The sequence below is a fragment of the Pseudonocardia alaniniphila genome, from assembly GCF_022524485.1.
In the GTDB taxonomy this organism is placed as follows: domain Bacteria; phylum Actinomycetota; class Actinomycetes; order Mycobacteriales; family Pseudonocardiaceae; genus Pseudonocardia; species Pseudonocardia alaniniphila.
Map to the genome: position 1 here is coordinate 289,188 of NZ_JAKXMK010000002.1, position 16,175 is coordinate 305,362.

Consider the following 16,175-nt stretch of genomic DNA (forward strand, 5'->3'; position numbering starts at 1 on the left):
GAGGGCACCGCCTATCATGGCCGAGCTCGAACCGCGCAACTTCCTCCAGCCCTGCCTGCTGCTGCTCCTGCGTGAGCAGCCCGACCACGGCTATGAGCTCGCCGCGCGTCTGCGCCCGATGCACGACGGGGACGGCGACGCCGGCGGCGTCTATCGCGCTCTGCGCAGCCTGGAACGGCATGGGCTGGTGCGTTCGGAGTGGCAGACGTCCGATGTCGGACCGGCCCGGCGCACCTACTACGTCACACCGGAGGGTGTGAACTGCCTCGACTCGCTGGCCGACAGCCTCGGCCAGACGCACGAAGCGCTGCACATCTTCCTCGATCGCTACGCGCGGGTGGTCGCCGCGGCGAAGCGGGGCTGCCCAGAGGGGAGCCGCATTGACCGTCGAGCTGACAGCTACGGACGTACGAACGGCGTTCACGCGTCGCGAGGGGCCAATCGGCCTGCTGGCCACTGACGCCCCCGCGCTGGCCACCGCCTGCCACGCCATGGCGAGGCGGTTCCACCGGGGCGGACGGCTGATCGCGTTCGGTGCCGGCGGTGCCGCTGCCGACGCCGCGCACGTCGTGGTCGAGTTCGTGCATCCCGTGATCATCGGGAAACGGGCGCTGCCTGCGCTGTCGCTGCGGGGCGGATCCGGTGGGTTCCGTGCCGAGCTGGAGCTGTTCGCGGAGCCCGAGGACATCGCGCTGGCCATCGCGCCCGACGGTGGTGACGCCGCTCTCGCCGACGCCCTGGCGGCGGCACGCGGCCGCGGCCTGTTGACCGTCGCCCTGGCCGGGGCGGCGGACGGGCCGCTCAACCGGTCGTCTCCGGACCATGTGCTCGTGGTGCATTCGGACGACCCGCGGATCGTGCGCGAAGGCCAGGTCACCACCTACCACGTGCTCTGGGAGCTCGTGCATGTCTTCCTGGACGCCCCGGAGGTGCTGGCATGAACACCGGCACGGGCGCGCGCGGGCTGCTGCCCGATCCGCACCCCGGCGACACCTGTATCACCTGCTCCGACGTCGCCGTGGCCGTCACGGTCGTCGAACTGCTCGGCGACGACATGGCCCTCGTGGACACCGACGCCGGCACGCAGGAGGAGGTGAGTGTCGCGCTCGTGGACGTCGAGGTCGGGGACACCGTCCTTGTCCATGCAGGAGAGGCCATCGCAAGGCTGGAGCCGTCATGAGCGAGTGTGGGAGCGAATCAGTGTTACAGCGCCTTCGCGCGGTGACGTCTCCCGATGGGCCGCCCGAGTGCAGCGAGGGCGAGCGATGAGTATCGAGTCGCTCTACCCCTTCCTGCACGCGGGCGCCGCGGACCGGGACGTGCTCCTGGCCGACGTCGCCCGGTCGACGGCGGAGAAGGTCGGTGAGATCGGGCGGCTGCGCCACGACGTCCTGGCCGCCGACGCCGCCGAACTGGCGGTCTGTGCCACGGCGATGGCGCAGCGGTTCGACCGTGGCGGGAGGCTCTTGGCCTTCGGCAACGGCGGTTCGAGCACGGACGCGGCAGCCATGGCTGCGCTCTGCGTCGACCCCGGGCCGGCATGGCGGCCGCTGCCCGCCCTCGCGCTCGCGGCGGACGTCGCCACGCTCACCGCTCTGGCCAACGACGTCGGGTTCGAGAACGTCTTCGCCCGTCCGGTGGCCGCCGCGGGGCGCCCCGACGACATCGCGCTGGGCCTGTCGACGAGCGGGGGGTCGGCCAACGTGCTGCGCGGCCTGGCCGTCGCCCACGAGCGCGGCCTGCTCACCGTGGGCCTCGCCGGTTACTCGGGCGGAGCGATGGCCGAGGCTGCCGAACGCGGCGAGATCGACCACCTCTTCGTCATGCCGTCGGCGTCGGTGCACCGCATCCAGGAGGCGCAGACCACCACCTACCACGTGCTGTGGGAGCTGGTGCAGCGCGCGCTGGGTCGTCCGTGAGCGAACCGTCGGTGCGGGCCCGGATCCGCGTCAGCGGGATCGTGCAGGGCGTGGGGTTCCGGCCGTTCGTCCATGGCCTGGCCGGGGAGCTGGGCCTCGCCGGCTTCGTGAGCAACGACGAGTCCGGTGTGATCATCGAGGCCGAGGGCAGCGCCCACGCGCTGGACGCCCTGCTCACCGCACTGCGCGACCGGCCGCCCGCGCTCGCGCTGGTCACCGACGTCGCCGCCACGGGCGTGCCGGTGCGCGGCGACACCGCCTTCGCCATCGCCCCCAGCTCGGCCCACGGCCCGCGAGCCACTCTCATCTCGCCCGACACGGCGACGTGCGCCGACTGCCTCGCCGAGCTGCGTGACCCGTTCGACCGCCGCTACCGCCACCCCTTCATCACCTGCACGAACTGCGGGCCGCGGTTCACGATCGTCACCGGGGTGCCCTACGACCGGGTGGCCACCACCATGGCCGGCTTCCCGATGTGCACCGCCTGCGCCACCGAGTACCACGACCCGGGCGACCGGCGGTTCCACGCGCAGCCGGTGTGCTGCCCGGACTGCGGGCCGACGCTGCGGCTGCTGGGCGCCGACGGCCACCACCTCTCCGGCGACCCGATCGCCACCGCTGCCCGGATGCTCGCCGACGGCGGGGTGCTGGCCGTGAAGGGGCTCGGTGGCTACCACCTGGCGGCGCTCGCGGGCCACGAACAGGCGGTGGCTGAACTGCGCGCGCGCAAACACCGGGAGGACAAGCCCTTCGCCGTGCTCGCCCCCGGGCTCGACGCGGCCGCGACGCTCGGGCAGGTCGGGCCTGGTGAGGCCGCCGAGCTCACCTCCCGCCGCGCCCCGATCGTGCTGCTGCGCCGGCGCCTCGGCGCGCCACTGGCCGCGGCAGTCGCGCCGGGCAACGACCACGTCGGTGTGATGCTGCCCTACACGCCCGTGCACCACCTGCTGCTCGACGAGCTCGCCGCCACCATCGTGCTGACCAGCGGCAACCTCTCCGACGAGCCGATCGCCCACCTCGACGACGACGCCCTCGCCCGGCTCGGTGGCATCGCCGGCGCCTTCCTCACACACGACCGGCCGATCCGCACGCGCGCTGACGACTCGGTGCTGCGGGTGGTCGCCGGGCGCACCTACCCGATCCGCCGCTCCCGCGGCTACACCCCCGAACCCCTGCGGATCGGCGTGACCGCGCCGGAGCCGGTGCTCGGTTGCGGCGCCGAACTGAAGAACACCTTCTGCATCCTGCGGGGCGCGGAGGCCTTCCCGTCGCACCACGTCGGCGACCTGGAGAACGCCGAGACGTTGCGGGCCTACACCGACGGCATCGAGCACCTCGGGCGCCTGCTCGACGTCACGCCCGCGGTGCTCGCCCACGACCTGCACCCGGAGTACCTGTCCACGAAGTACGCGCTCGACCGCGCTGCCGCCGAACCCGGCCTCAGGCTGATAGGGGTGCAGCACCACCACGCCCACCTGGCCGCCTGCCTGGCGGAGAACGGCGAGACCGGGCCGGCCATCGGGATCGCGTGTGACGGCCTCGGCTACGGACCGGACGGCGTGCTGTGGGGCGGTGAGGTGCTGCAGGTGTCCCTCACCGGCTTCCGGCGGCTCGCGCACCTGGAGCCCGTGCCGTTGCCGGGTGGCGTCACGGCCATCCGGCAGCCGTGGCGGATGGCCGCGGCCTGGCTGCACGCCACCGGCACCGACCCGGCCGGCCTGGCCGTCGCGGCGCGAAACGCTCCACTGTGGACGCAGGTGGAGAAGCTGATGGTGTCCGATGTGGAGGTTCCGGTCACGACGAGCGCCGGGCGCCTGTTCGACGCCGTCGCCGCGCTCGTGGGGATCCGGGACCGGGTCAACTACGAGGGGCAGGCGGCCGTCGAACTGGAGCAGTGCGCGTCGGCGGTGGGGGAGTGCGACGGCTATCCCGTCGGGTTCGACGGCGGGCTGATCCGGGCGGGCGATCTCGTGCGCGCCGTCGTCGCCGACCTCCGCACGGGCACCGCGGCGCCACTGATCGCCGCCCGCTTCCACGCGGGCCTGCACGACGCGCTGGCCGCCGCGGCCGTACGGGCCGCCGCCGGCACCGGGCTCGACGTGGTGGCCCTGTCCGGCGGGGTGTTCCAGAACCTGCGGCTGCTCCACGGCGTGTCCCGGCGGCTCACCGCGGCCGGGCTGCGGGTGCTCGTGCACTCCCGGATGCCGTGCAACGACGGCGGGATCAGCCTCGGTCAGGTGGCCGTGGCTGCGGCGACATCCGCTCGCGCATGATCGGCAGGTCTGCCGTCCACGTGATCAAGGTGGCGAGGGTGTCAACGCACCTCGATCACGTGGACCACACGGTCCAGCGCGCGGAAGTTCTCGGCGTTACGGGTGGCGAGGCTCAGGCCGTGACGCTCGGCGGTAGCGGCGATGAGCAGGTCCAGGCGCCGTGGACGAGGGTTTCGGCCTGCGGCTCGAACCATGGTGGCGAGCAGGCCATACGACCCGGCAACAGCGATGTCCAGCGGGATCACGTCCATGGCGTCGACGATGGCCCCCAGCCGGCGCCTGCGTCGTAGCCGCTCCTCGGCATCCACGGAGGCGCCGACCCCGTGCTCCAGTTCGGCGACCGTGACCGCGCTGACCGCTACGTAGTCGGCGATGGACGCAAGGCCTGCGGTCGGCGGCGCGATCACGACGGACGTATCCAGCAGCACCTGACGTGTGACTCCTCCTGTTGTCACCTTTCCCCGTCCCGATCCCACGGGTCGGAGGAGTGGTCGTCGCCGAAGAGTTCGTCGGCTTCAGCGACATCGCGCGCCCACGCGCCGGGGTCAGGCGCGGGTCCGGAGGCGGTCAAGAGCTCGTCGAGTCCGGCGGCAGGTATCAGACGCCGCCGGGAGGTCGTCCGCTGATGCGGCACCAGATCGGCGACTGCACGTCCGTGGACCGTCACGGTGAAGGACTCGCCTTCGGCTACCCGTCGCATGATCTCGGCGTTGTTGTTGCGCAGCTCGGACTGCCTGATGGACTCGGCCACGCTCGCCAGCATGGCTATGAGATAGCGGTATCGCTATCGCGGGGTTCGAGGTCGGCGGCCGTGTCACGGCGCGACGAACACTCGATCGTGCAGTTAAGGCTCCGTTCGACGTGATTGGCTGCGGTGATCGAGCGTTACCTCCCCAGTACCGAGCGCGACGATCAAGGGGAAGTGACCATGGACCTGCTGACGCCGGAGCTGCTGGCGGAGATCAACGCCGTGTGGGACGCGAACCAGGCAGGCAAGATCACTGTTCAGGAGGCCTCGCGCCAGGCGAACGAGCTGCTCGGCATCCCGCCCGTCGACGCCAACCAGGAGCGTCGGGTTGCGGTGACCTGAGGCGATCAGGGCGATCACCGGCAGCGGACAACCGTGGTCCCGGGGTGCGCGCGGACGGCGCACGTGCCGGCAAGTGACGACAGGCCTGGGCCGTGGTGCTGGGAAAGGCGCGGTGGTGACGCGAACGGCGTGCGGCGCCCCGTCGGGTGCGCGGCAGCCGCAACGTACGGAATCTGGCGGAAGGTGCGGAATCGAAGCGCGCGCCGCTAAATGGACATCCATCGCGAAACCGCCGGGTATGAGCTACGCCATATCTCCACTCTGAACGCAAAGATCGGCCCAACCGTGTGTGGCATGTCGGCCGGTGCAAAAGGTGGCGGCTCACAACGGAAGGACTGAAATGTCTCGTAGCTGGGTTCGGCGCGTCCTGGTCGCCGCTGCTGCCGGTGCCGTGGCTGTCGCCGCACTTAGTCTCGCTGGCGTCACCGGTGTGGCCTCCGCCGCGGTGCCCGCTGCAGCCGCATCCGGAAAGCTCGTCACGGTTCCCGTCGTCCTCGAGTCAGCTGCTCGGCCCGCTGCTCCTTCCGCCCCGATGCCGGGGGATCTTGGTGAGTTCGATGTCTTCAACAATGCGGAGTTCCAAGGTGGGTTCGCCAACCTCACCAACGCCATGATCCCCGATCTGGGCGCCAACAACCTGAACCTGAACGACCTGATCTCGTCTGCCGTCAACAACTCCGAGATAAAGATGTGCCTGTTCCCCGACGAGAACTTCATGGGTCAGCCGATCCAGTTCCCCGCGCACACGCAGCTCGGTCAGTTCGGCCAGAACCAGAACGACACGATCTCGTCGGTGCGACCCTGCTACGACAACTGACGTTCCGAGTGGTGCGCGTACGGCGCGACGGCTCGAATCCGGCTCCGGCGATGGCCGGGCGAGACGGCTCCTGACCAGCTGCTGCTGGCAGGGGCGTTCTCGTTGTGCCCGGTGGTGTCCGGGTCGTGTCGCCGGGCTGCCCCGGAGATCGGGATCGGTCGCGGCCTTCTGCGGTGGACCACATGCCGATACACGGGTGGTGTGGGAGCCGTGTTCACCGGGGCACGGGTGGTAAAACCACTAGTTCTCACGCTGCGCGAACCTCTGGCAATATCCGGATGTGCACTATCGCTATTCGCGTCGCTTGGCCCTACTGCAATCCCGTCGCAATGATCGAGCCCTGCACGATGTGGATCTCATCACATCTGCCACCTGAACGGCAAGGCGCGGTAATGCGTGTCAAGCCATGTCGGTCACCGCAATGGCGGTGGCTCGGACGGGAGGACTCGGAATGTCTCGCAGTTGGATTCGGCGGAATGTGGTTGGTGCGGCCGCCGGGACCCTGGCGCTCGTAGCCCTGACGTTGGGCGGCGTGACCGTCGGTACGGCGGCTGCCGCACCAGCGGCGTCGACGGCCGGCGCCGTCGGAGTGCAGCCTGCCGCCGGTGCCGCCGCGCACGGCAACGACAACGAGTTCGACCTCTTCGAGAATGCCCAGTTCGATGGCTTTTTCGCGAACTTCGACAGCACCAAGGTGCAGAGTCTCACGGCTTTCAAGGTGCAGGGTGATCCGAACCAGGATCAGAATGACTTCTTCTCGTCCATCGCCAACAACTCGCAGACGGCGATGTGCGTGTACTCCGACATCAACTTCCGGGGCAAGAGCCTGCTCATCAACCCGGGGGTGGCTGTGTCCAACCTCGCGGCCGCCCAGCTCGGCGGCGGCCAGACCTTCGACCTGAACGACCAGATCAGCTCGCTTGCTCCTGCGATCCCGAACCCCGCAACGGGAGGGCTCGGCTGCCCCACGTCATGATCTCGGCTCGTGTGAGGGGTGCCCGCCGGTCGGCTGCGTGAGTGAGCGCGACGGCGGCGCACCCTTCCGGCGGATGCCCGGCGCGGCCCTGATCACGGCGGGTTCGGTGCTTACCGGGCCCGCTGACGATGAGATCTGGTGAGCCGGGCGGTCTACTTCCCCATGGGCACTCTGAGCTACACGATGAGCATCTCCCTCGACGGCTACATCGAGGACGTGAACGGCGGAATCGCCTTCTCCGAGCCGGACGAGGAGGTGCACCGCTTCGCCAACCAGCAGACCCGTGAGACGGCAGCGTTCCTGTTCGGCCGCGGCCTCTATGAGGTCATGGAGGAGTTCTGGACGGCGCCGGAGCGGGCCGACGGGCACGAGGTGGAGGCGGAGTTCGCCCGCGAGTACGCCGCGACGCCGCGGATCGTGTTCTCCGACTCGCTGGAGTCGGTCGCGCCCGGGTGCCGGCTGGTGCGCCGCGCCGATGCGATCGACGAGGTGGTCCGGCTCAAGAAGGAGACCGACGGTGACCTGTCCGTCGGCGGCGCCGGTCTGGCGGCATCGCTGCTGGACCTGATCGACGAGTTCCGCCCGCGCGTTGCGCCTGCTTTCAGCGGCGGCGGCAAGCCGTACTTCCCGCTCGGCGCCGACCTCCGGCTGCGGCTGGTCGAGCAGCGCACCTTCCGCTCCGGCACCGTGTACCTGCGTTACGAGAGGATCCGCTGATGGAACACGTGTGATCGGAGGACTGCTACCGGGCCACCTCGACCCGCCCGTCGTGCTCGTCGAGGACGTAGACCCGCGTCGTCCGCGCCCGGTAGATCCGGAACTGCGCCGCCCCGGAGACGTCGCGTTCGCTCCATGACCCGATGCCCTGCTTCTGCGTGCGGCCGTTGTAGACGGCGAGCGCGGCGGCGCGGTCGCCGGGGCCGACCTCCTCGGCCTCGGCCTCGACGTAGACCGCCGCCGCCTCGCCCACCGCCACCGTGGAGTCGAAGACGACGATGCCGACAGCGGCCCGGCCGGCGATGTTGGCGGAGTGGCGGGCCCCCGGGCGCGACACCCAGACGAAGTCCGCGCAGTCGAGGGCCGCGAACCACACGGGGGTGGCCCACGGTCGCCCGTCGGCGTCGGCGGTGGCCAGCGTCATGTAGGTGTTGGCGGCCACCACCCGGCGCGCCTCGTCCGCCGCCGTGCCCGCGTCCACGCTCTCCCCGACCGCCATGGTCCTGTCTCCCGACGCCGAAGGTGCTGTCGCGGGTCAGACTCCCCTGGTGGGGGGAACTCATCGGTCAGCTGCGGACCGACGCCACGTGGACAGGCTCAGTGTCCGGCGCACCGGCGCAGCCAGCCGTACCAATCGTCGAGCCCGTCGCCGCGGGTCGCGGAGATCTCCAGCACCTCGACGGCGGGGTTGGCCCGGCGCGCGTAGGCGATGCAGGCGGCCACGTCGAAGTCGACGTGGGGGAGCAGGTCGATCTTGTTCACGAGCATCAGGTCGGCCGTGCGGAACATGTGGGGGTACTTGAGCGGCTTGTCGGCGCCCTCGGTCACCGACATGATCACGACCCTGCCGGCTTCGCCGAGATCGAACAGCGCAGGGCAGACGAGGTTGCCGACGTTCTCCACGAAGAGCAGGGAGCCCGGTTCGGGCGCGAGGGTACTGAGCCCCGCGGCGACCATGTCGGCGTCGAGGTGGCAGCCCGCGCCGGTGTTGATCTGCACGACGGGCGCCCCCGTTGCGCCGATGCGTTCGGCGTCGAGCAGCGTCTCCTGGTCGCCTTCCAGCACCGCGCACGGCAACTCGTCGCCGAGGTCGCGGATGGTGCGGGTCAACAGCGTCGTCTTGCCCGAGCCCGGTGAGCTCATCAGGTTGAGCGCGACGACGTCCCGGTCGGCGAGCCACTGCCGGTTGAGTGCAGCGAGGCCGTCGTTCTTCGCCAGCAGGTCGACCTCGAGCTCCACGGTCCGCGTGTCCGGCTCGGAGTGGGCATGGCCGTGACCGTGCGGGTGGTCATGGTCGTGGGAGTGGTCGTGCGGGGTCGGGCCCGGCCGGCCCAGGTCGGTCAGCCGGACGCCTGCGTCGTCGGAGCAGCCGCAGGTCGTACACACCTCAGACCACCTCCACCTCTCGGATCCGCAGCTCTCGCCCGCCCTGCACCTCGATGTCCGCGCTGCCGCAGTCGCACAGCGGCAGCACCTCGCCGGTCTCGAACGCCGCTCCACAGGTGCGGCACACCGCCTTGCCGGGCGGCTCGTCGATCTCCAGGGTGGCGCCCTCGCACGTGGTGCCGGCCGCCACCATCTCGAAGCAGAACCGGACGGCGTCCGGCACCAGGCCGGAGAGCTGCCCGACCTCCAGCCGGATCCGGCACACGCGGGCGTCCCGCATCCGCTGGGTCACGGTGGTGACGACGGTCTGGGTGATCGACAGCTCGTGCATCGACGCCGACTGCCTAGCAGATCCGGGGCAGCGGGTCGCCCACCAGCAGATCCACGATCCGGGTGCCCCCGAACGCGGTGCGCAGCAGCACCAGTCCCGGGTCGTCCTTGATCGTCCCGATCGCGGCGGCGCCCTCGCCGAGTGGGTGGGCTCGCAGCGCGGCCAGTGCGGAATCCGCCCGGTCCGGAGCCACGACGGCGATGAGCCGCCCTTCGCAGGCGACGTAGAGCGGGTCGATGCCGAGCAGTTCCGACGCGCCGTTGACGACGGGCCGCACCGGCAGCGAGGCCTCGTCGAGGACCACCGCCACCTGGGCGGCCGTGGCCACCTCGTTGCAGATCGTGGCCACGCCGCCGCGGGTGGCGTCTCGCAGGAGCCGTACGCCGTCGCCCGCTGCGTCGAGCAGTCCGGCGCTGATCTCGTGCAGCGGTGCGGTGTCGGAGACGATGTCGGCGGAGATGTCGAGCTCACCGCGCGCCAGCATGACCGTGATGCCGTGGTCGCCGATGGGGCCCGAGACGAGCACGACGTCGCCGGGACGGGCCGCAGCGGCCGACAGGACCACGTCGCGCTCCAGCACTCCGACGCCCGCGGTGTTGATGTAGAGGCCGTCGGCCTTTCCCCGCTCGACGACCTTCGTGTCGCCGGTGACGATCTGCACGCCTGCCGCCTGCGCGGCAGCCGCCATCGACGCCACGATGCGCTGCAGGTCGGCGACAGGGAAGCCCTCCTCGAGGATGAAGCCGCAGGACAGGAAGAGCGGCCGGGCCCCGCACATCGCGAGGTCGTTGACGGTGCCGTTGACCGCGAGGTCGCCGATGTCGCCGCCGGGGAAGAACAGCGGGGACACCACGTAGGAGTCGGTGGTGAACGCGAGCCGGCCGGTCACCCCGTTCGTCCACGTCGGGGCGAGCTGGGCACCGTCCTCCAGCTTCTCCAGCACCGGGTTGCGGAACGCGTCGAGGAACACGGCCTCGATCAGCGTCTGCGTCGCCTTGCCCCCGGCGCCGTGGGCGAGCGTGATCCGTTCCTCCTTGATCCGCGCCTTGCGGGCGCGGGCCTTGGCGATCCGGGCCAGCACCTGCTCCTCACGGGTGAGGTGCTCGGATCCCGCGTGCGGGTGCTGAGTTTCCGCGTGCGCGAGCTGGGCCTCGTCGGCGGCAGCCGCAGCGACCGCCTCCTCCGCCCAGTTCGCCCGCGTGGCGCCGGCTCGGTCGATGCCTGGGCCGAGATCCTGTGTCATGTCCGGGTCGCCTCCTTCACGCGCTCCCGGCTGAACCGCCCGAAGTTGTAGTAGGCGGCGCAGGCACCCTCGGACGACACCATGCAGGTGCCGATCGGGGTCTCGGGCGTGCACGCGGTGCCGAACACCTTGCACTCCCACGGCTTGAGCACGCCCTTGAGCACCTCGCCGCACTGGCAGGCCTTGGGGTCGGCCACCCGCACGCCCGGCACGAGGAAGATCCGCTCCGCGTCGAACCGCGCGTAGCGCTTGCGCACCTGCAGCGCCGAATGCGAGATGAAGCCGAGCCCCCGCCACTCGAAGTGTGGACGCAGCTCCATCACCTCACCGATCACCTGCAGCGCCCTGGTGTTGCCGTCCCACGGCACCACGCGCGCGTACTGGTTCTCGATCTCGCAGCGGCCCTCCTTGAGCTGCAACAACAGCTGGTAGACCGACTGCAGGATGTCCAGCGGCTCGAAACCGGCGACGACCAGGGGTTTGCCTGCGTCGCGTGCGATCCATTCGTAGGGCCGGCACCCGATCACCGTGGAGACGTGGCCCGGTCCGATGAACCCGTCGAGGCGCAGGTCGGGTGAGTCCAGGATGGCCTTGATCGCCGGGATGATCGTGACGTGGTTGCAGAAGATCGAGAAGTTGTCGAGACCCTCGGCCTCCGCACGCAGCACCGTCATCGCCGTGGACGGGGCGGTGGTCTCGAAGCCGATGGCCATGAAGACCACGCGCTTGTCAGGGTTCCTGCGCGCGATCTTGAGCGCGTCGAGCGGTGAGTAGACCATCCGGATGTCGGCGCCTGCCGCCTTGGAGTCGAAGAACGACCCCCGGCCCCCGGGAACCCGCAGCATGTCGCCGAACGTCGTGAGGATGACGTCGTCGTGCTCGGCGATGGCGATGGCGTCGTCCACGCGGCCCATCGGGATCACGCAGACCGGGCAGCCCGGCCCGTGCACGAGCGACACGGTGTCGGGCAGATAGTCCTCGAGGCCGTGCTTGTAGATCGTGTGGGTGTGGCCGCCGCAGACCTCCATGAACTTGTACTGCCTGCCGGGCTCGCACAGCGCGGCGATCTGCGTCGCCAGCGTGCGGGCCATGCCCGCATCGCGGAACTCGTCGACGAACCTCATCGCCGTCCCCTTACCTCTGGTCGTGCCCCTAGGTGATGTCGCTGGCGGCGAGCGCCTGGAGCTCGTCGGTGTAGGCGTCGCCGAGACCGGTGAGGAAGTCGAGGGAGGCCTTCGCCTCGGCCTCGTCGATCTTCGACAGGGCGAAACCGACGTGGATGAGGATCCAGTCGCCCGGTTCCAGGTCCTCGTCGCGCAGCAGGCCGATGTTCACGGCGCGCTTGACGCCCTCGACGCTGACCATCGCCAGGTCTTCGTGCTCGGCCAGCAGCTCGATGACCTCGCCGGGAATGCCCAGGCACATGCGGATCTCCTCCTACATCCGGCGCATGTCGCGGTACCGGGAGATCTCCCCCCGCGACTGCACGGCGAGTACGGTGCCGGTCGCCGCGACGGCCACCAGCGCGAGAATCAGCAACTTGCGGATCATCTGCTCACTCCTTCGTCGATCATGAGTTCTGTGACGAGAGCGGTCACGGCGCGTACGCCGGGCTCGACCGCTTCGGCCACCGCCGGACTCAGGCCGATGCCCTCGTCGAGAACGGCGGGCTCGCACCCGATGACGAACACGCGCTCCACCGGCCGCTCCAGGTCCATCGACGCGGCCAGCCCGTCGAGCAGCGTGAGCACCGCGGCGGGGTCCATGCCGTGGCCGTCGAGCGCGGGGACCTCGGCGCCGGTCTCGTCCCGGGCGCCGTCGAGGTCGTGTTCGAGGGTGTAGAGGGTGCCGGGCCGATCGCCGCGCTGCGTCGCGTCCACGATCACCAGCGCGCGGTACCCGTCGAGGAGCCGGTAGGCCAGGTGAACGCCCCGGATCCCGCTGTCGACGAGCTCGACACCCGCCGGCAGCCCCCCGCGGCGCTGCAACTGCTCGACCACGGCGACGCCGAAGCCGTCGTCGGAGAGGAACACGTTGCCGATGCCGGCGACGAGCACCCGGCCCGGCGTGCCGCCGTCGCCGATCATCGGAGTGCCTCGAGCTCGTCGGGGTGGAAGTAGCGGAAGCGGCCGTGGGCGAGCTGCATCTCGGCGCCGGGGTCGCCGTCAACCGAGACCGCGACGTGCACGCGTCCGTCCACGTCGTGCACCACGGCCTGCACGGTGGCGCGCATGCCGTCGAGGAAGCGGTCCTGGATGTCGCCGCCGCGCCCGGGGTGCAGCACGACCCGGCTGCCCTTGGCCACCGGCACGTCACCGACCATGGTGGTGTCGGTGTCGGGATCGACGGCTGCATCCTGGGCGGGGTCCCACCACGGCAGCACTTCCGGGGGCCGGTCGGCAGGGCTGTCGGCGCCGAACGCCGCGCCGCCCGTGTCGATCGTCGGGATGTCGGACGCCGCTGCCGCGGGCCGCATCGAGCGGATCGCCCCGTGCAGTCGCTCCATGATCTCCGGCGGCATGGCGTCGACCGCGTCGATGATGCCGGCGGCGCGCGGGTCTGTCGAGCGCGCTTCGGCCTTCTCCTCGTCGGTGAGTACGAGCGTCCGGAGGGTGAGGATCTCGTCGTTCTCGAGGCCGTCGAAGAGGTTGATTGTGCTCTCGGGGGCCAGCTGCGGATGGTCGGCCAGGATGATCGGCGAGGACAGCACGAGGTCGCTGCGCTCGGCCGGTCCGGCGAGCACCGGCCAGGTGTGCTCGTTGACGCATTCCTCGGTGGCCGGTTCGGCCCACCGCGGCGGGTCGGTGAGCGACAGGAACGTGCCGGGCCGGGCAGCGATCAGGGTGTGTGCCGCGATCAGCGACGTGCGCAGCACCTCCTCGCGGGGGGCGCCGGGCGCGCAGTCGCCGTCGTTGACGATGTCGAGCCGCAGCCGGTGCACCAGGTAGGGCCCCGGGATGTCGGTGGCCGAGACGACCAGCCGGGCGGTCACCGGCCAGCACTTGCGCTGGAGCAGGCCCGCGACGGCGCCTGCGGCGTCCCGGATCTCCTCGGTCTCCCGCGTCCCGGGCAGCAGGATCGTGACGGTGACCTCCTCGCGCAGCACGGCGCGCAGGTCCAGCACCGCGTCGACGTGGCGGGGCACACCCTCCTCGAACCGCAGGTGGCGCTTCCCGTCGACGGCCAGTTCCGGCACGGGAGTACCGTCCGGGGTGAGTGGCGAGCGGGCCTGCAGCTGCAGGCAGCGCAGCCGGACGTGCAGCTGCGTGGCGCCGTCGCGACCGGGTTCGAGCAGGCATTCCATGCGGTTGCGGGTGGGCTCGCCGGCGTCGGTCTCGGGCGTGAGCACGCCGAACTGCCAGCGCAGCCGGTTCTTCTGCGCCGTCGCCCGGTAGGGGTAGAGCAGGTAGCCCTCGAACAGCACCGCGTCCGCGACGGCCGCGACCTCGTCGAACAGGGAATCGGGATCGGGCGACCCGCTCGCGCGGCTCGCGCCCGGGGGAGGGGCGACTCGCGGGGAGTTGGTTGCCTGAGGGTCGGTCACCGCTCGGCCTCCTTCAGGAGGTGCTCGAACGTCTCGTCCCAGTTCGGGATCGCCCGCTCGGAGCGGTAGGCCGACAGCGCGTCGAGGGTCCTCGTGCCGACCCGGATCCAGCCCGAGCCAGGGAAGTGCGCGTCCATCGCCGCGCGCCACGTCGCGACGGGGAGCCGGAAGGTCGCCTCCTCGTGCCAGGAGACCAGCCCGACCTGAACTCCGGCGAGGCCCCCGTAGTAGACGACGCCGGAGAACAGGAACACGAGCGGAACGGCCCTGGCCTCGGCCCTGTCCGCCCCGCTGTCCTCGGCACCGTCCTCGCCGTCGGCGGTGAGGCCGTGGAAGTACTTCGTGGACGCGACGTCGAGGTCGTAGGTCAGCGGCACCGAGATCGGCACGACCGTCGAGCCGCTGAAGCCGGTGACGGTCGTACTGATCTGGGCGAACTGCAGGGGGTTGAGCGTCTCTCCCCACCGTGCGGGGGCACCGAACAGATCCGCGAGCTTCCCGGTCTCCTCGGGGGTGTAGCTGCGGCCGCGCGGCTCGATCCGGATCTGGGTCCGCAGCGCCACCGAGTGCACGCGCTGCACGCCGTCGTGGCTGACCTCCACGTCGAACACCAGTGACGGTCCGGCCGCGTAGGGCTCCGGCCGGGCTCCGATGCAGGCGAAGCTCAGCACGTCAGGCCTCCGGTCCGGTGGCGGGTGGGACGGGTCGCGCCTGCTCGCGCAGGGCCTCGAAGAAGCCGTCGATCTCGTGCCACGCCTCGGCGCCACCGTCGAAGCCGCGCCAGTGCAGCTTCACCAGCCCGACGAGCCGGTAGCAGGCGTCGATCGGCACGAGAAGGCCCTCGGCCGATCCGGCAGCTCCCGACCCCGCCTTGTCCCGGCGGACGAGCAGAGCCTCGACGTCGGGCTCGAGCGCCGCGGCGAGGCGCCCGGCGCCCAGCCCGGTGGCCCAGGACTCGAGCCCCAGCTCGCTCTCCGTGGCACCGGCAGGGCTCGGGTAACAGGCGATGACCTTTCCCTGCGCGGAGTTGTGCAGGAAGAAGGCCATGCTGACGGGGATCTGCAGCTCGTCCCACTGGGCGTCGGTCAGACGGAACTCAGGGTCGGACAGGTACCGGTCCGGCACACGGCGGTAGCCGCCCCCGCCCGCTCCCGGGTTGTCGAACAGGAAGCCGCACGGCCCGCACGCGCAGAGCATCCGGCGCTCGGCGACCTGCACGAGGTGCGGGTGCTGCGGAGGCACCGGCGTGGCGCACAGCTCGCAGACCTCCTGCACCGGTTCCTGCTCCACGGAGTCGACCAGGAACCGGCGCAGCGAGGAGATCCCGGGCATTCAGCCCACCCTCTTCGGGGACGCCGACGGGCGTACCCCGATCTGCAGGAGAGCCGGGCCCGCCGGCACGGTGTCGAAGACCACGCCCGCCACCTCCGGGGCCAGCTCCGTGATCGATGTGGCGACCACGTCCTTCACGGTGTCGGTCCCGCAGCCGCCGCCTTCGATCTGCACGTGCACGCGGCCCTCGTCGTCGAGCCCGGCGAGGGTGAGGCCGGAGCCGTGCGAACCGAGCCTGCGGGCCGCCGTGCCCATCGCGTGCGTGAGCCGCTGCTCGAGCGGCACGGGGTGCAGGTCGTGCAGCGCGAGCAGGCCTGCGACCAGCGGATCTGCCGCCATCCGGTGCACGATCGTGTCCCCGGCCCCTGCCCGGACGATGGAGACCATCTGCTCCAGGCCTGCGCCGTAGAAGCGCATCAGCACCCGCACCAGCTCTTCCGCCGCGTGCCCCACCGCGGGGCCGCCGTCCGCCGTGATGCTCTCGAGGAGTTCCTCGATGCGTCCGGCGAGCCCCTGCGGATCCAGGTCGGTCGAAGCCACTGCTGCC

The 16,175-nt window shown here is 70.9% G+C and carries 22 protein-coding genes; 9 read left to right on the forward strand and 13 right to left on the reverse strand.

Annotated features, from left to right (window positions below; all coding sequences use genetic code 11):
- Nucleotides 1–16 precede the first annotated feature (16 nt).
- The 5 genes from MMF94_RS02400 to hypF all read left to right on the forward strand — a co-directional run bounded on the left by MMF94_RS02400 (nt 17) and on the right by hypF (nt 4,192).
- Nucleotides 17–460, forward strand: a complete 444-nt coding sequence (locus MMF94_RS02400; protein ID WP_241034377.1) for a helix-turn-helix transcriptional regulator — start codon at nt 17–19, stop codon at nt 458–460.
- A 31-nt stretch (nt 461–491) separates the two neighbouring features.
- Nucleotides 492–941, forward strand: coding sequence for a phosphoheptose isomerase (locus tag MMF94_RS02405; protein WP_241034378.1), 450 nt, complete (start codon nt 492–494; stop codon nt 939–941).
- A complete protein-coding gene (locus tag MMF94_RS02410; protein WP_241034379.1) occupies nt 938–1,180 on the forward strand; it encodes a HypC/HybG/HupF family hydrogenase formation chaperone in 243 nt (80 codons plus the stop codon). The genes MMF94_RS02405 and MMF94_RS02410 overlap by 4 nt, the downstream gene beginning before the upstream one ends.
- Nucleotides 1,181–1,265: 85 nt before the next feature.
- Nucleotides 1,266–1,919, forward strand: a complete 654-nt coding sequence (locus MMF94_RS02415; RefSeq protein WP_241034380.1) for a D-sedoheptulose-7-phosphate isomerase — start codon at nt 1,266–1,268, stop codon at nt 1,917–1,919.
- Nucleotides 1,916–4,192: a carbamoyltransferase HypF gene (gene hypF / locus MMF94_RS02420; RefSeq protein ID WP_241034381.1), complete on the forward strand. Its 2,277-nt coding sequence runs from the start codon at nt 1,916–1,918 to the stop codon at nt 4,190–4,192. Before MMF94_RS02415 ends, hypF begins: the two co-directional genes overlap by 4 nt.
- 41 nt (nt 4,193–4,233) lie before the next feature.
- On the opposite strand, the gene MMF94_RS02425 is transcribed toward hypF, so the two are convergent.
- Nucleotides 4,234–4,620 carry a PIN domain-containing protein gene (locus MMF94_RS02425; RefSeq protein ID WP_241034382.1) on the reverse strand — a complete coding sequence of 129 codons (387 nt, stop codon included), beginning with the start codon at nt 4,618–4,620 and terminating at the stop codon, nt 4,234–4,236.
- A 23-nt stretch (nt 4,621–4,643) separates the two neighbouring features.
- Nucleotides 4,644–4,943, reverse strand: a complete 300-nt coding sequence (locus MMF94_RS02430) for a type II toxin-antitoxin system Phd/YefM family antitoxin (protein WP_241034383.1) — start codon at nt 4,941–4,943, stop codon at nt 4,644–4,646.
- A gap of 177 nt (nt 4,944–5,120) precedes the next feature.
- On the opposite strand from MMF94_RS02430, the gene MMF94_RS02435 reads away from it, so the two are divergent.
- The 4 genes from MMF94_RS02435 to MMF94_RS02450 all read left to right on the forward strand — a co-directional run bounded on the left by MMF94_RS02435 (nt 5,121) and on the right by MMF94_RS02450 (nt 7,792).
- Entirely contained in the window at nt 5,121–5,282 is a 162-nt protein-coding gene (locus tag MMF94_RS02435; protein ID WP_241034384.1) for a hypothetical protein, read from the forward strand.
- Nucleotides 5,283–5,622: 340 nt separating this feature from the next.
- Nucleotides 5,623–6,099 carry a hypothetical protein gene (locus tag MMF94_RS02440; protein ID WP_241034385.1) on the forward strand — a complete coding sequence of 159 codons (477 nt, stop codon included), beginning with the start codon at nt 5,623–5,625 and terminating at the stop codon, nt 6,097–6,099.
- 532 nt (nt 6,100–6,631) lie between these two features.
- Complete coding sequence (locus MMF94_RS02445; RefSeq protein WP_241034642.1) at nt 6,632–7,075, forward strand: peptidase inhibitor family I36 protein; 444 nt, start codon at nt 6,632–6,634, stop codon at nt 7,073–7,075.
- A gap of 138 nt (nt 7,076–7,213) precedes the next feature.
- Nucleotides 7,214–7,792 (forward strand): dihydrofolate reductase family protein, encoded by a 579-nt coding sequence (locus MMF94_RS02450; RefSeq protein ID WP_241034386.1) that lies wholly within the window; start codon nt 7,214–7,216, stop codon nt 7,790–7,792.
- Nucleotides 7,793–7,817: 25 nt separating this feature from the next.
- Here the strand turns inward: MMF94_RS02450 and MMF94_RS02455 are convergent, their stop codons facing one another.
- From MMF94_RS02455 to MMF94_RS02505, 11 genes are all read right to left on the reverse strand, one after another.
- The gene (locus tag MMF94_RS02455) at nt 7,818–8,291 is read right to left on the reverse strand and encodes a pyridoxamine 5'-phosphate oxidase family protein (RefSeq protein ID WP_241034387.1); all 474 of its coding nucleotides are present in this window, start codon (nt 8,289–8,291) and stop codon (nt 7,818–7,820) included.
- 98 nt (nt 8,292–8,389) lie between these two features.
- Entirely contained in the window at nt 8,390–9,178 is a 789-nt protein-coding gene (gene hypB, locus MMF94_RS02460) for a hydrogenase nickel incorporation protein HypB (RefSeq protein ID WP_241034388.1), read from the reverse strand.
- Nucleotide 9,179: 1 nt separating this feature from the next.
- Nucleotides 9,180–9,509, reverse strand: coding sequence for a hydrogenase maturation nickel metallochaperone HypA/HybF (locus MMF94_RS02465; protein ID WP_241034389.1), 330 nt, complete (start codon nt 9,507–9,509; stop codon nt 9,180–9,182).
- Between the two features lie 13 nt (nt 9,510–9,522).
- On the reverse strand, nt 9,523–10,752 hold the full coding sequence (gene hypE, locus MMF94_RS02470) for a hydrogenase expression/formation protein HypE (protein WP_241034390.1): 1,230 nt from the start codon (nt 10,750–10,752) through the stop codon (nt 9,523–9,525).
- Nucleotides 10,749–11,876, reverse strand: a complete 1,128-nt coding sequence (hypD, locus tag MMF94_RS02475; protein WP_241034391.1) for a hydrogenase formation protein HypD — start codon at nt 11,874–11,876, stop codon at nt 10,749–10,751. Before hypD ends, hypE begins: the two co-directional genes overlap by 4 nt.
- A 28-nt stretch (nt 11,877–11,904) precedes the next feature.
- Nucleotides 11,905–12,177, reverse strand: a complete 273-nt coding sequence (locus MMF94_RS02480) for a HypC/HybG/HupF family hydrogenase formation chaperone (RefSeq protein WP_241034392.1) — start codon at nt 12,175–12,177, stop codon at nt 11,905–11,907.
- A 122-nt stretch (nt 12,178–12,299) separates the two neighbouring features.
- Complete coding sequence (locus MMF94_RS02485; protein WP_241034393.1) at nt 12,300–12,839, reverse strand: hydrogenase maturation protease; 540 nt, start codon at nt 12,837–12,839, stop codon at nt 12,300–12,302.
- Nucleotides 12,836–14,296 carry a hypothetical protein gene (locus tag MMF94_RS02490; protein WP_241034394.1) on the reverse strand — a complete coding sequence of 487 codons (1,461 nt, stop codon included), beginning with the start codon at nt 14,294–14,296 and terminating at the stop codon, nt 12,836–12,838. The genes MMF94_RS02485 and MMF94_RS02490 overlap by 4 nt, the downstream gene beginning before the upstream one ends.
- A complete protein-coding gene (locus tag MMF94_RS02495; RefSeq protein ID WP_241034395.1) occupies nt 14,293–14,967 on the reverse strand; it encodes a DUF6084 family protein in 675 nt (224 codons plus the stop codon). Before MMF94_RS02495 ends, MMF94_RS02490 begins: the two co-directional genes overlap by 4 nt.
- A 1-nt stretch (nt 14,968) precedes the next feature.
- Entirely contained in the window at nt 14,969–15,628 is a 660-nt protein-coding gene (locus tag MMF94_RS02500) for a DUF5947 family protein (RefSeq protein WP_241034396.1), read from the reverse strand.
- Complete coding sequence (locus tag MMF94_RS02505) at nt 15,629–16,168, reverse strand: NifU family protein (protein WP_241034397.1); 540 nt, start codon at nt 16,166–16,168, stop codon at nt 15,629–15,631.
- Nucleotides 16,169–16,175: the final 7 nt, after the last annotated feature.